We start from the raw sequence: 12,964 nt of genomic DNA, 5'->3' as shown, positions 1-12,964 counted from the left end.
GGACTCGAAGGGGCAGCCGAGAGGCGGGCGCAGGCGACGTAAGCACCGCAGGAGCGAACGGAGTGAGCGACGAGGCGCGCGGCGAGCGTGCGCCCGCCTCTCGGCTGGGGCTTCGGTGGTCTCGGCTACGGCCTCGGTTCCGCCGTAGTGCGCGTCTGGGGCTTCGGCGGTCTCGGTCACAACGTCGGTCTCGTCGTAGCGAGCGGTGGAAACGTCGAATTCCCTGAGACTGCCCCCGAGTTCGAGACCACCGTCTACCGTCCGATCGATTCCCTCACATCGGGACGACCCGCAAGCCCCTAAGTCGCGGGGACCCAAGCCGGCGTATGGTCGAGGCTCCACAGACCGCCGAAGGGTGGTTCTCGCTACACGACTTCCGCTCGATCGACTGGGACGCCTGGCGCGACGCGCCGGAGTCCGAACGGCAGCGGGCGATCGAGGAGGGGGCGTCCTTCCTGAAACACCGCGAGCTGATCGCCGACGCGGACGACGGCGAGTCCGCGCTGTTCTCCGTGCTGGGTCACAAGGCGGACCTCCTCTTCCTCCACTTCCGCCCCTCCCTCGACGACCTGTCCGCCATCGAGCGCCGCTTCGAGGACACCGCCCTCGCGCAGTTCACCGAGCGCGAGACCTCCTACGTCTCCGTCACCGAGGTGTCGGGGTACGTCTCCGACGACTACTTCGAGGAGGGCGCGGACGCCGTCGACGAGGGGCTCCGCCGGTACATCGAGGGGAAGCTGAAACCCGAGATTCCCGACGACGAGTACGTCAGCTTCTACCCGATGAGCAAGCGCCGCGGCGAGGAGCACAACTGGTACGACCTCGACTTCGAGGAGCGCGCCGACCTGATGGCCGGCCACGGCGAGGTCGGCAAGGAGTACGCGGGGAAGATCAAGCAGGTGATCGCCTCCTCGGTCGGCTTCGACGACCACGAGTGGGGGGTCACGCTGTTCGGCTCCGACCCGACCGACATCAAGGACATCGTCTACGAGATGCGCTTCGACCCCGCCTCCTCGCGGTACGGCGAGTTCGGCGACTTCTACGTCGGCCGCCGGTTCCCGCCGAGCGACCTCGGCGCGTTCCTCGCGGGCGAGACGGTCCCGACCGGACGCGTCCCCGAGGCGGACAGCGCCGGCCACCCCCACGGCGAAGAGGGCCACGACGGCGCACACGGCCACGGGAGCGAGGGGGGCCACCACACGGACGACGGGCACGGCCGCGGCGAGGGACACGATCACTCGGGCGCTGGCGGCGGGCCCGCCCACGGCGACCACCCGCACGGCGACGAGGAGGCCGGCGGCGAGGGCGACCATCCCCACGGCGAGGGCGACGGTCACGGCGGCGACGCCCACGACGGTCACGGCGATGGCGGCGAGGGCGACGACGCGGACATCCGCGGCGAGCTCGCCGACCTCGACATCTACGCCGGCAAACCCCACGGGGAGGACGTGTACGCCACCGTCCTCTACAGCGAGGCCGACGTGGACGAGCTGTTCGACGAGGTCGAGGGACTGCGCGGCAACTTCGACCACTACGGCACCCACGTCAAGACCGCGGTGTACGAGGGCCGCCACACCGACCGCGCCGCGGTCGTCTCCATCTGGGACACGGCGTCGGCCGCGGAGACCGCGGGCGGCTTCCTCTCCGAGCTCCCGGACATCGTCGCGCGCGCCGGCGAGGAGTCCGGCTTCGGCACGATGGGGATGTTCTACACCGTCAAGCCAGACTACCAGCCGGAGTTCGTCGACACCTTCGACGACGTGGGCGAACTGCTCGCCGAGATGGACGGCCACGTCGAGACCGACCTGATGGTGAACGTCGAAGACGAGAACGACATGTTCATCGCCAGCCAGTGGAACGCGAAGGAGGACGCGATGGGCTTCTTCCGCTCCGACGAGTTCTCCGAGACCGTCCAGTGGGGCCGCGACGTGCTCGCCGACCGACCGCGCCACGTCTTCCTCGCCTGAGACGGGTCGGGCGTCGAACCCCTCAATCCCGATACGGGGCGACGAGCCCGGTGGCCGAGCCCACGGCCCTGTCGGAGTTCTGAGAGCGTGTTAGATTTTCGTGGCCGTGGTTGACATGGCAGTTGGACGCGATCGATCAGAGTGGTTAGCGCCGGAGAACGAAGGAACGAACACCGGGTTGTCTCCGCTACGCTTCGTGTCGTGTGATTGCTCTTTCGACAGCAGTCTTCAACGGCTCGATCGGCATCTGGTTTCTCGCCTCTGCGGGTGAAACCCACTTGTATTCCTCGTGCTCGTGGTTGAGTGTAATTTCGGTCTCGTCAGTCTCACAGTCGTACACGACGGTGAACATCGGTTCACCATCGCTAGTAACCCAAACGTCGGTCATCGCGTGAACCGGTTGGCCGACACGGACGGAGAGGGCTGTTTCCTCGCGGAGTTCGCGTTCTAATGCCGCGTCAGCAGCTTCACCGTCCTGAATACGGCCACCGGGGATGGACCACGGACCTTCGTTATCCGGGCGGACCAGAAGGACGTCGTCGTCCTCGCTGAATACGACTGCTTTCTGCGTCACGTGCCCGCGAAAGTTAGACTCCTCTGAATCGGGAGAATCAGTCACATACGGGGATATCTCCGTAACGAGAATAAATCCACGCGATCCGGACGATCCTATCGAAGGCTTAGCCGTGAGACGGCTCCCGGTGGTTTTCCGCCAGACCGCGGTTCGTCGAACAGCGACAGTCAGTGCCCAAATACGTCGCGCTCGGATCGGACCGACCGCCGGGTTTTACCTACTCCACCGGCCAACGACTCTCCATGTTCGATACCATCGTGGTCGCGACCGACGGCTCCGACAGCGTCGGGCGGGCCGTCTCGGTCGCGGTCGACGTCGCGGCGCGGTTCGACGCCGAGGTCCACGCGGTGTACGTCGTCGACGCCAGCGAGGTGGAGTCGTCGCCGGACACGGTGCGCGACGACCTCCGCGAGGCCTTGGACGACCAAGGGCGCGACGCGCTCGACCGCGTCGAGGACGCCGCCACCGACCGCGACGGCGACCTCGACGTGACGATCGAGGTCCGCGAGGGGCGGCCCGCCTCGGAGATCGACGCGTACGCCCGCGACGTGGACGCCGACCTCGTGGCGATGGGGACCCGGGGGCGGCACGGCGAGAACCGCTTCCTCATCGGCTCCGTCGCCGAGCGCGTCGTCCGCACCTGTCCGATCCCGGTGTTGACGGTGCGACAGCTGACCGAGGAGGACCCGCGGCGCACGACGATCTGAGGGGCGGCGAGCGACGCCCACGTAGTCGACGGCTCGCGCGAGCGACGTCCGGTCCCGCGCCCGCCGAGCCGACGCGAGAGCGGCGGAGTTTTCCGGCTGCCGCCCCCCTCGCTGGTATGGACGACGACCTCATCGAGACGGGGGACGCCCCCCGATCGCGGTACACGAAGCTGCCGGGGAAGGGCTTCTTCTACCCCGACTCGTTGGACGACGAGCGCGCGGAGCGGCGAGCGAGGGAGACGATCGAGGGCTGCGAGGCGGTCGTGATCGCCGACGGCGACGCCGACGGCCTCGCCTGCGCCGCGATGATCCGCGAGGCGTACGACGCCGCGCTCGACGCCGAGCCCTTCGAGGACGCCATCGCGGCGCGGCTCGCGGACGAGGAGGACGCGGACAGCGACGAATCGGACGAAACGGCGGACGGTGACGGCGAGGGGGGCGCGGACGACGACGAGGCGGACCCCACCGCCGACGCCCACGCGGAGTCGCCGGTCGGGCTGCTCTCCGCGGGCCCGTACTCCATCGACACGGCGCTCGAACGCGTCGAGAGGTACGCGGACGACGGCGTCGACCTGTTCGTCTGTGACCTCTGTCCCGACGACTACGAGTGGATCGCGGAGCCGCTGGAGGCGCTCGCGGAGTCGACCGACTCGACCCGCTGGTTCGACCACCACCAGTGGGACGACGAGACCGCCGCCGCGGTGCGCGAGGCCGGCGTCGACCTCGTCGTCGGCGAGTCGGACGAGGAGTGTACCGCGGACGTGACGCTCCGGTCGCTCGACCGCGAGTTCGACGACCGCTGGGCGGAGCTGGCGGCGGTCACCCGCGACCACGACCTCTGGATCAAGGAGGACCCGCGCTCTGCGGACCTCGCGGATTACTCCTACTGGGCGGGCGCGGAGGAGTACGCGGCCGTGATCGGCGCGTACGGCGTCGACCTCCCCGAGACGGTCCGGTCGTTCGTCGAGGAGCGCCGCGTCGAGAAGGAAGCCAGAATCGACCTGGCGGTCGGCCGCGCGGTCACCCACGAGGTCGGCGACTGGCGCGTCGCCGTCACCTACGGGCGCTGCTCGCAGAACGAGGTCGCGGAGCGGCTCCGCGAGGCGGGCGCGGACGCCGCCGTGATCGTCAAACCCGCCGGCTCCGCGTCGATCCGCGGCTCCGACGACTTCCGACACGCCCACGAGGTCGCCGGGAAGGTGAACGGCGGCGGCCACCCGCAGGCCGCGGGCTGTAAGCCCGACATCTACGACGACATGCTCGATTACGCCCACCACTGGAGCACCGAGGGACAGGCGTGTAAGCGCGTCATCCTCGCCGCGTTCGAGGCGGTCGCCGAGGAGGTCGAGGCCGCCGACGGCGACACCGACGTTGACGCCGGCGACGACGCGGCCGAGTAGGCCGCTCCCGATCCCCACCTTCATACCGATCGGCACCGCTCGTCCGGCCGATGGCGGACTTCTTCGTGGCCGGCGAGACGCTCGTCGACTTCGTGCCCGGACCGGGGGCGACGCTGCGGGACGTGGAGGGCTACGCGCACCGGCCCGGCGGCGCGCCCGCCAACGTCGCGGTCGGGCTGGCGCGGCTCGGCTCCCCGACCGCGTTCTGGACGCGCCTCGGCGACGACCCGTTCGGCGAGTTCCTCGCCGAGACCCTCGCCGACGAGGGGATCCCGGAGACCCACGTCGAGCGCGTCGCGGGGAAGACGACGCTCGCGGTGGTGTCGCCGCCCGACGCCGCCGGGCCGCGGTTCGGCTTCTACGGCTCCCGCGACGTCGCGTTCGGGTTCGACCCCGACGCGGTCCCGGCTGAGGCGCTGGCACCCCCCGACGGAGAGGCGTCGCCGGGGGGAGCGGACGCGCCGCCGTGGGTCCACCTCGGCGGCGCGGCGCTGACCCACCCGGACGGGCGGGCGGCGACGCGCGAACTGCTCTCGGCGGCGACCGAGGCCGGCTGCCCGGTGTCGTTCGACGTGAACTACCGGGCGGCCCTCGCGTCCGACGGCGACGCGGCGGCGGCGTCGACCGCGGTCCGCGAGGCGGTGGCCGCGAGCGACGTGGTGTTCTGTAGCGACGAGGACGTCTCGGCCGCCGGGCTGTCGACGAACAAGGGGGCCGAACTGGCCCGCGACCTGCTCGCGCTCGGCCCGCACACCGCGGTCGTCACGCTGGGCGACGAGGGCGCGCTCGCGGCCGCTTCGGCGACGGCCCCGTGGGGCCCCGCGACGGTCCGGCACGACGGTTTCGCGGTCGAGGCGGTCGACGCGACCGGCGCGGGCGACGCGTTCACCGCCGGGTTCCTCTCGCGGATCGCGGGCGCTCGTGGGGACGGGTCCGAGGACCGCGACGGTGACGGCGACGACGCCCTCCGCGACGCGCTCGCGTTCGGCGACGCGACCGCGGCGCTGTCGGTCGAGGCGGTCGGCGGCATGGGGTCGATCCCGTCGCGGGAAGCGGTCGAGTCGCTCCTCGCGGGAGGGGAGTAAAGAGGGGAGAGAGAGTCGTGAAGAAGCGGACGGGGTCGCCTACGACGACGACGGCGACATCTCGATGTTGAGGCTCTTCTGGACCAGCTGCGTGAACGCCATCGAGCAGAGGAAGTACCAGAGGATCCACATCTGGATCGGGCCGACGATCCCGGTGTCCCACGTGACGGTGCCGGCGAGCGGGACGACGAGCTCCTGGGCGGCGACGGCGGGGTACGCGGCGTCGGACCCGCGGTAGCCGATCACCCAGAACATCCAGAGGAACGCCGGGATGGTGAGGAACATGATCCACACCATCGGGCGGAACTGCTCTTTGAACATGCCGAGCTGGTCGCCCATCGCCTCCATCTGCTCTTCTTGAATCTCGTCGAGCGCCTCGTCGTCGTCGCGCTCCTCGGCGGCCTTCCGGCGCTCTTGGATGTCCTTCATCCGCTCTTGGTACATGCTCATCTTCTCCATGTCCATGAGCCCGGCGCGAAGCAGCGTCGAGTACAGCCCCGTCCCGAGGGCGATCACCATGATCACGACGTAGAACGGGACGACGTTCAGGAGCGGCCCGAGGACCACGTCGAGCCCGCTGGCGATCGCGTTCCGGACCGGATTGACCGCGTACCCGACGAACGCGCCGACCGTCGCCAGCCCCGCCAGCTTGTCCCACTTCGACCAGCTGGTCGTCTCGGGGGTCTCCACGTCGCTGCCGCCCGAGTCGTCGTCCTCCAGCCCGGCCGCGATCTCGTCGCGGTCGGCGAGCGCGAACCCCTCCTCGCCGTCGACGAGGATCTCCTTCTCGATGAGTCGGCCCCACTGTCCGCTGGATATCTTGTCGCGGACGTCGACCCATCGGACTTCGCCGCCGCTGGCGTTGTCGAGGACCACTTCGATGGCGTCCCGCATCTCGCCGTCCTCGCGGACGAGCGAGCGGACCCGCCGTTCGACTTTGCTCATTAGCGGCCGATTGGCGGTCGACGGTTAAGAACCTTGTAGGATCGCGGCTCGAATCGGCAGTCGACGACGCGGGGGACGAGTCGTCGCCGCCGATCGGCGTTCGACGGGGTCGACGGTTAGCTCTCGACGGCGTCGGCGATTAGCTCTCGACGGCGTCGGCGATCCGGTCGAAGACCTCGTCCGGCGTCGCCTCCCCGTCGACCTCGACGAGGACCCCCTCGTCGCGGAAGTGCTCGACGACTGGTTCGGTGTTCTCGTAGAACACTTCGAGGCGCTCGCGGGCGGTCTCCTCGGTGTCGTCGTCGCGCTGGATCAGTTCGCCGCCGCACTCGTCGCAGACGCCCGGCTCCTCGGGCGGTTGGAAGTCGACGTGGAAGTTCGCGCCGCAGTCGTCACACACCCGCCGACCGGTGAGCCGGTCGACGAGGACCTCCTCGTCGACGTCGAGGAGGATCACCGCGTCGAGGTCCGTGATCTCAGAGAGGTACTCCGCCTGATCGAGGTTGCGCGGGTAGCCGTCGAGGACGAACCCGTCGGCGTCGTCGAGCGCGGCCTCGACGATCTCGTTGACGACCGGGTCCGGGACCAGTTCGCCCGCGTCCATGAACGACTTCGGCGTGCCGTACTCCGTCTCCATCTCCTTGTTCGCGCGGAGCGCGTCGCCGGTCGTGACGTGTTCGACGCCGTACTCGTCGGCCAGCTTGGCGCTCTGTGTCCCCTTTCCGGCACCGGGTGCCCCGAGGAGCAGAATTCGATGACTCATACCGGAGCGGTCGCGCGCCGCCCGTAAAGGCTTGAAGATTCCGGCCAACCCTACTGGTCGCCGTCCGGTCCGTCGACCTCCTCGCCCGATCCGTCGGTTTCCTCGTCGGGATCCGGGCACAGCCGCAGCCCCATCTCCAGTTCGAAGCTCTCGGCGTCGGAGGTCTCGAAGCCGATCTTCTTGTACAGGGAGACGGCCGCGCGGTTCCATCGCTCGACGGTGAGCCACACCTTCTCGACGCCGTTCGCCTGCCCGTGGCCGAGCAGGCCGCGGATGAGATGCGTGCCGATCCCGGCGCGCTGGTACGTCTGGTGGACGAAGATCGCCAGTTCGTAGGCGTCGCCGTCGGGGACGAGCGTCGCGTGGCCCGCCGCCTCGTCGCCGCACCAGGCGATCACGTTGTAGCAGTCGCCGGGGAGGATCGCCTCCAGCCACTCCCGGATGCGCTCCTCGCCGCCCGGCGGGATCCCCTGCGCGCGGTCCGCCGGGTCGAAGCTGTCGTACATCTCCACGAGCGCCTCGCGGGCCTCGTCGTCCCCCTCGTACGGGCGGACCTCGATCTCCCGATCCTCGCGGTCGGTGAACGTCGTCGGCGGCGGCGGGAACTCGTCGGCCACCGCGTCCGGGTACCCTCGGTCGCTCATCTGACCAGCGTGACCGAGGTCTTGGCGTTCAACAGGACGAACTCCGCGATCGACCCGATCGTGATCTTCCCCATCGGACTCGTGTGGCCGCCGCCGAGGACGATCTCCTCGAACCCCTCGGTCTCGGCGATCTCGACCAGCCGACTCCCCGGGTCCCCCTCCACGCGTCGCACCTCGGCGTCGATCCCCGCCTCGTCGACGGCCGCGGTGGCGCGGTCCGCGACCTCGTCGGGCGAGGTCTCGGAGTCCTCGTTGTCGACCACGGCGATCGTCAGGTCGTCGTTCGCGACCGCCGCGCGCTCCACCGTCCGGTCGAGCGCGCGGAACGAGTCGTCGCTGCCGCCGATCCCGCAGAGCACCTTCATGTGGTTCCCCTCCACGCGACGGTACAAAAGTGGATCTCCGTGCGTGCGACCACCGACAAGGCTTTTGCCCGGCCGCGGGGTTTCAACGATATGAGCGACGACACCGGTCCGGCCGCCGACTCGGCCGACGAGACCGGCGATCCGGCCGCCGACCGGTCCCCCTCCGAGACCGGCGATCCGGCCGGTGGCGAGAGCGACGATGAAGCGGACATCCCCGGCGGTGGGTCGGGCGCTACCGGCGGTAAATCGGACGACACCGACGACGTCCCGCGCGACGTCCGCAAGTACGAGCGGTTCAAGAAGATGGACGGGGCGCGCTACGAGCGCGTCAACGAGTTCCTGCGCGACCGGACGTACATCACGGCCCGCGAGTGGGCCATCGCGCGGCTCTGCGCCGACTTCCGCACGGAGACCGGCGTCGAGATGACGAAGATCGGCGAGAACCTCCCCGAACTCGTCCCGTTCATGACCGACACGTACACGCCGCAGGCGGTCAACCAGGCGCGCTACTCCTTCGAGGAGAAGGTGACGAAGGCGGGGGCGACGTTCCTCTACGGCGCGATGTCCGGCTTCTTCACCGCGGAGGACTTAGACGAGATGATGTACGAGGTGACGGAGGTCGCGAAGTTCCTGCTGGAGGTCGAGGGGGTCGACCTCGCGGTCGCCGACGAACTGGAGGCGGAAGATAGGATTAGCGAGGTGATGCGCGACGTGCGCGCCTCCTCGGCGGACCTCCGCGGCGAGGAGGTCCGCTGCCCCGAGTGCGGCCACGTTCACGAGCCGACAGGGGAGTGACGATGGACGAGTTCCCGGCGGCGTTCGACGCGCTCCCCGACCCGGTCGTGACCGTCGACGCCGACGGCGTCGTCCGCGGCGGGAACGCCCGCGTGGAGTCCGCGTTCGGACACGCGAGAGACGACCTGGTCGGGATGGCCGTCGGAGAACTCTTTTTCGACCCCGACGAGGGGGACGCGGGCGACGAGCTCGGCCGGTACGTCGCCGACCCCGAGCACCGGTCGGTGTCGGTCGGCCTCGACCTCTGTGTCCGCCGGGCGGACGGGAGCGCGCTGCCCGTGACGCTCGGGTTCGCGCCGTTCGAGCGGGACGGCGAGACGCGCCTGCTCGTCACGGTCGTCGGCGACGGCGACGAGCGCACGGCGGGGTCCGGCCTCCACCGGCGGACGCAGACGCTGGAAGCCCTCCACGAGGCGACGCAGGACCTGTTGAAGACCACCGACAGGGAGGTGGCCGCGGAGGCGGCCGTCGAGTACGTCGAGGAGGTCCTCGGCCACCCGATCGCGGCGATCTGGCTGTACGACGCGGACCGGGACCTCCTCGAACCCGTCTCGTGGACGGCGCGGGCCGACGAGGTCGTCGGCGAACACCCGACGTACACCGCCGAGGGACGGAGCATCTCGTGGGCGGTGTTCGAGTCCGGGCAGCCGGAGTACGTCTCTGACACGCGGGCGGACCCGGACCAGTACAACCCGGACTCGCCGATCCGGAGCGAGCTCGTGCTGCCGCTCGGGCGGTACGGGGTGATCGACGTCGGATCGACCGAGCCGGAGGCGTTCGGCGAGGCCGACCTCGCGGTCGCCCGGCTGTGGGCCGCGACGGTGACGATGGTGTTCGTCCGGATCGAGCGCGAGCGACAGCTCCGGAGCCGGGAGGCGGAGATCGCCCGCGAGCGCGACCGGCTGGAGGAGTTCGCGAGCCTCGTCTCCCACGACCTCCGCAACCCGCTCAACGTCGCCGCCGGGAACCTCGACCTGCTCCGCGAGCGACTCGAATCCGAGCAGGAGGACGTGAGTGAGCTGGACGTGATCGGCCGGTCGCTCGACCGGATGCAGGAGCTCGTCGAGGACATGCTGGCGCTCGCCCGACAGGGGACCGAGATCGACGACACCGAGGCCGCCTCCCTCTCGGAGCTGGCCGAGGAGTGCTGGGACGGCGTCGACACCGCGTCGGCGTCGCTCGTCGTCCGGGGCGACGTCCGCGTCATGGCCGACCGGAGCCGACTGCGGCAGGCCCTCGAAAACCTGTTCGCCAATGCCGTCGTCCACGGCCGCGACGACGTCGCCGTCGCGGTCGGCCCGCTCGACGACGGCGAGGGGTTCTACGTCGAGGACGACGGCCCCGGAATCGACCCGGATCGGCGCGAGGAGGCGTTCGAGCCGGGGGTCACGACCGACCCCGACGGCACCGGGTTCGGGCTGAGCATCGTCGCCGAGGTCGCCGAGGCGCACGGCTGGACGGTCGAGATCGCGGAGAGCGAGAGCGGCGGGGCGCGCTTCGAGTTCCGGGGCGTCGGCGTCGAGTCGGGCGACGCGAGCGGGGAGTAGGGGGCCGCCCGCCCGACCGCGGCAGTCGTCGCCGGCTCGGTTGCGTCGGCCCCTGCCGACGGGCCGACCGCGTCAGTCGTCGCCGGCCGGTCGACGCTCCGCGCCGAGACCGGCGGCGTCGCCCGGAACGGTGCCGTCGTCGTTCCAGCCGCGGATCGCGTAGTACTCCGAGAGCGCCGCGTCGAAGCCCTCGATCGCGTCGGCGTACGGGAGCGTGTCGTCCGCGCGGTCGAAGCCGCGGGCGTTGTTGAACGCGCGCTCCAGCGCCACGACGCGAGCGCCGAGCGACTGGAGGGCGTCGTAGTCGGCGTCCAGCAGGGCGGCGAGGTGGTCGTCGGTGACGGTGCCCCGCGAGAACTTACAGACGACCGCCGAGTCGAGGACCGCGTTGCGGTTCTCCTTCGCGACGAGCTTCGGCGGCTTCCCGTCGAGCCCCGTCGGGTCGAAGGCGTCGTCGGGGTCGACGAGCGGGTACTCGTAGGGGTAGAACTCCCCGTACATGTGGTCCGCGCCGCGGTTCGCGGTCGCGAACGCCAGCCCCTGTCCGTTGAGCGCGCGGCCGTCGTGGCCGGCGAACTCCATGCCCTTCACGGTCCAGTCGTCGGCACCGAACTCCTCGTGGGCGCGGTGGACGCCCTCCGCCAGCTTGTCGCCGACGCCCTCGCGGTAGGCGATCTGCTCGACGAGCGAGCGGACGAGCCCCGCGTTGCCGAACTCGTCTTCGCTCTCCAGGAACATCGAGACCACGTCGCCACAGGAGATGGTGTCCATCCCCAGCTCGTCGCACAGCTCGTTCGCGCGCATCACGTCGACCACGTCGTCGACCCCGGCGTTCGAGCCGAACGCCATCACCGTCTCGAACTCCGGCCCCTCCGTCTCGACGCCCGTCTCCTCGTCGCGGGTCGGGAGCTTACAGGCGAACGCGCAGCTGGAGCAGGTCCCCTTCTTGTACTTCTTCTCCTCGACGCGGTCGCCGGAGATGCCCTCGACGCCCTCGAAGGACCGCTCCGCGAAGTAGTACGACGGGAGCGCGTCGACCTCGTTGGCCAGCTCCGTCACGCTCGTCGTCCCCTGCCGTTTCATGATCGAGTCGGAGGTGGCGGCCTCCCGGTGGATCTCGCCGGCGTCGTCCGGCCAGTCGAGGTCGGCGTCGGCCTCGCCGTCGAACGTGAGCGCCTTCACGCCCTTCGACCCGAGGACCGCTCCCAGCCCGCCGCGCCCGAACGCCCGGGTGTCGGAGGTCATGACCGACGCGAACCGGACGCCGTTCTCGCCCGCCGGGCCGATACAGGCGACGTGTTGCGGCTCCAAGTCGTGCGTCTCCGCGAACCGGTCGGAGACGGCTGACACCTCCGCCTGCGCTAAGTCCGAGACCTCCTCGAACCGCACGTCCGGCTCGCCGTCCGGGCCGACCTCGCGGACGTGGACCGCGAGGAGGTCGTCGCTCGCGCCGACGAGCTCGACCGCGGCGTACCCCGCGCCCGTGACGTTCCGCGAGAGGAACCCGCCCGCGTTCGACGACAGCAGGCCGTCCGTGAGCGGCGAGACGCTCGTGGCGGCCATCCGGCCGGTGTAGGAGGTCGTCGAGTACTGCATCGGGCCGGTCGAGAAGTAGAGGCGGTTCTCCGGGCCGAGCGGGTCGGCGTCGAACGGGATCCGGTCGTACGCGAGCGACGTGTTGAGCCCGCGCCCGCCGACGAACGAGTCGAGCCGGTCGTCGATCGGCGTCGTCGTCGCGGTGCGCTCCGTCAGGTCGACCGTGAGGAGCGGTCCCTGTGCGTGTCTCATGGGCGTACGGAACGAGCGAGCGGCGATAAAACTCGGGGTGCAATTCGAGCGACTACGACGGGCGGATCCGGTTCGGAGACGTACTCGTCTGGATCGGAAATAGATCGATCATTCAGACGCGGGCCCGTGTGAAACAGCCGTTTGATACAGCCCGCTTATAAGGCGGATATTTCGTGTCTGCTGTTGGTGATGAGAATAGCGTCGATGCTGACGCGGTGAACACGTCCGAATCCCCAACCGCTCGGCGATACGCTGTTGGTATTGCTTATAAATGACCGATCGACACGATCACCACCGAAGCCCCAGCCGTGAGGGCGGCGCACGCTTGCTGCGGTCCTCAGTCGCTCACTCCGTTCGCTCCTTGCGGTCCTTGCGTCGCGCGTC

The 12,964-nt window shown here is 69.9% G+C and carries 12 protein-coding genes; 6 read left to right on the top strand and 6 right to left on the bottom strand.

Annotation, left to right across the window (positions count from 1 at the left end):
- Positions 1 to 326: 326 nt before the first annotated feature.
- Entirely contained in the window at positions 327 to 1,967 is a 1,641-nt protein-coding gene (locus tag C472_RS13340; RefSeq protein WP_006630374.1) for a heme-binding protein, read from the top strand.
- 187 nt (positions 1,968 to 2,154) lie between these two features.
- On the opposite strand, the gene C472_RS13335 is transcribed toward C472_RS13340, so the two are convergent.
- The gene (locus C472_RS13335; protein WP_161612649.1) at positions 2,155 to 2,586 is read right to left on the bottom strand and encodes an NUDIX domain-containing protein; all 432 of its coding nucleotides are present in this window, start codon (positions 2,584 to 2,586) and stop codon (positions 2,155 to 2,157) included.
- 197 nt (positions 2,587 to 2,783) lie between these two features.
- On the opposite strand from C472_RS13335, the gene C472_RS13330 reads away from it, so the two are divergent.
- The 3 genes from C472_RS13330 to C472_RS13320 all read left to right on the top strand — a co-directional run bounded on the left by C472_RS13330 (position 2,784) and on the right by C472_RS13320 (position 5,733).
- Positions 2,784 to 3,248 (top strand): universal stress protein, encoded by a 465-nt coding sequence (locus tag C472_RS13330; RefSeq protein WP_006630372.1) that lies wholly within the window; start codon positions 2,784 to 2,786, stop codon positions 3,246 to 3,248.
- Between the two features lie 116 nt (positions 3,249 to 3,364).
- The gene (locus C472_RS13325; protein WP_006630371.1) at positions 3,365 to 4,648 is read left to right on the top strand and encodes a DHH family phosphoesterase; all 1,284 of its coding nucleotides are present in this window, start codon (positions 3,365 to 3,367) and stop codon (positions 4,646 to 4,648) included.
- Between the two features lie 50 nt (positions 4,649 to 4,698).
- Positions 4,699 to 5,733: a carbohydrate kinase family protein gene (locus C472_RS13320; RefSeq protein WP_006630370.1), complete on the top strand. Its 1,035-nt coding sequence runs from the start codon at positions 4,699 to 4,701 to the stop codon at positions 5,731 to 5,733.
- Positions 5,734 to 5,772: 39 nt separating this feature from the next.
- Here the strand turns inward: C472_RS13320 and C472_RS13315 are convergent, their stop codons facing one another.
- The 4 genes from C472_RS13315 to C472_RS13300 all read right to left on the bottom strand — a co-directional run bounded on the left by C472_RS13315 (position 5,773) and on the right by C472_RS13300 (position 8,450).
- On the bottom strand, positions 5,773 to 6,678 hold the full coding sequence (locus C472_RS13315) for a DUF106 domain-containing protein (protein ID WP_006630369.1): 906 nt from the start codon (positions 6,676 to 6,678) through the stop codon (positions 5,773 to 5,775).
- Positions 6,679 to 6,817: 139 nt separating this feature from the next.
- A complete protein-coding gene (locus C472_RS13310) occupies positions 6,818 to 7,441 on the bottom strand; it encodes an adenylate kinase (protein WP_006630368.1) in 624 nt (207 codons plus the stop codon).
- A 50-nt stretch (positions 7,442 to 7,491) separates the two neighbouring features.
- Entirely contained in the window at positions 7,492 to 8,085 is a 594-nt protein-coding gene (locus tag C472_RS13305; RefSeq protein WP_006630367.1) for a GNAT family N-acetyltransferase, read from the bottom strand.
- Positions 8,082 to 8,450: a universal stress protein gene (locus tag C472_RS13300; protein WP_006630366.1), complete on the bottom strand. Its 369-nt coding sequence runs from the start codon at positions 8,448 to 8,450 to the stop codon at positions 8,082 to 8,084. Before C472_RS13300 ends, C472_RS13305 begins: the two co-directional genes overlap by 4 nt.
- Positions 8,451 to 8,540: 90 nt before the next feature.
- Here C472_RS13300 and C472_RS13295 point away from each other — a divergent pair, with 90 nt between their 5' ends.
- Both C472_RS13295 and C472_RS13290 read left to right on the top strand, forming a co-directional pair.
- Positions 8,541 to 9,245, top strand: a complete 705-nt coding sequence (locus tag C472_RS13295) for a DUF5806 family protein (RefSeq protein ID WP_006630365.1) — start codon at positions 8,541 to 8,543, stop codon at positions 9,243 to 9,245.
- A 2-nt stretch (positions 9,246 to 9,247) separates the two neighbouring features.
- A complete protein-coding gene (locus C472_RS13290) occupies positions 9,248 to 10,792 on the top strand; it encodes an ATP-binding protein (protein ID WP_193788353.1) in 1,545 nt (514 codons plus the stop codon).
- A 72-nt stretch (positions 10,793 to 10,864) separates the two neighbouring features.
- Here C472_RS13290 and C472_RS13285 read toward each other — a convergent pair whose 3' ends face one another.
- The gene (locus tag C472_RS13285; RefSeq protein ID WP_006630363.1) at positions 10,865 to 12,580 is read right to left on the bottom strand and encodes an aldehyde ferredoxin oxidoreductase family protein; all 1,716 of its coding nucleotides are present in this window, start codon (positions 12,578 to 12,580) and stop codon (positions 10,865 to 10,867) included.
- Between the last annotated feature and the right edge of the window lie 384 nt (positions 12,581 to 12,964).

It is taken from the genome of Halorubrum tebenquichense DSM 14210, from assembly GCF_000337415.1.
GTDB classification, from domain to species: domain Archaea; phylum Halobacteriota; class Halobacteria; order Halobacteriales; family Haloferacaceae; genus Halorubrum; species Halorubrum tebenquichense.
Note: the sequence above shows the minus strand (reverse complement) of the source record. Positions and strands in the feature narration are given on the sequence as shown.

Bases quoted from the DNA above. Each gene is read 5' to 3' on its own strand.
- C472_RS13305 (WP_006630367.1), bottom strand. From the start codon at position 8,085: ATGAGCGACCGAGGGTACCCGGACGCGGTGGCCGACGAGTTCCCGCCG.
- C472_RS13290 (WP_193788353.1), top strand. From the start codon at position 9,248: ATGGACGAGTTCCCGGCGGCGTTCGACGCGCTCCCCGACCCGGTCGTG.
- C472_RS13315 (WP_006630369.1), bottom strand. From the start codon at position 6,678: ATGAGCAAAGTCGAACGGCGGGTCCGCTCGCTCGTCCGCGAGGACGGC.
- C472_RS13310 (WP_006630368.1), bottom strand. From the start codon at position 7,441: ATGAGTCATCGAATTCTGCTCCTCGGGGCACCCGGTGCCGGAAAGGGG.
- C472_RS13320 (WP_006630370.1), top strand. From the start codon at position 4,699: ATGGCGGACTTCTTCGTGGCCGGCGAGACGCTCGTCGACTTCGTGCCC.
- C472_RS13295 (WP_006630365.1), top strand. From the start codon at position 8,541: ATGAGCGACGACACCGGTCCGGCCGCCGACTCGGCCGACGAGACCGGC.
- C472_RS13340 (WP_006630374.1), top strand. From the start codon at position 327: ATGGTCGAGGCTCCACAGACCGCCGAAGGGTGGTTCTCGCTACACGAC.
- C472_RS13285 (WP_006630363.1), bottom strand. From the start codon at position 12,580: ATGAGACACGCACAGGGACCGCTCCTCACGGTCGACCTGACGGAGCGC.
- C472_RS13330 (WP_006630372.1), top strand. From the start codon at position 2,784: ATGTTCGATACCATCGTGGTCGCGACCGACGGCTCCGACAGCGTCGGG.
- C472_RS13325 (WP_006630371.1), top strand. From the start codon at position 3,365: ATGGACGACGACCTCATCGAGACGGGGGACGCCCCCCGATCGCGGTAC.
- C472_RS13300 (WP_006630366.1), bottom strand. From the start codon at position 8,450: ATGAAGGTGCTCTGCGGGATCGGCGGCAGCGACGACTCGTTCCGCGCG.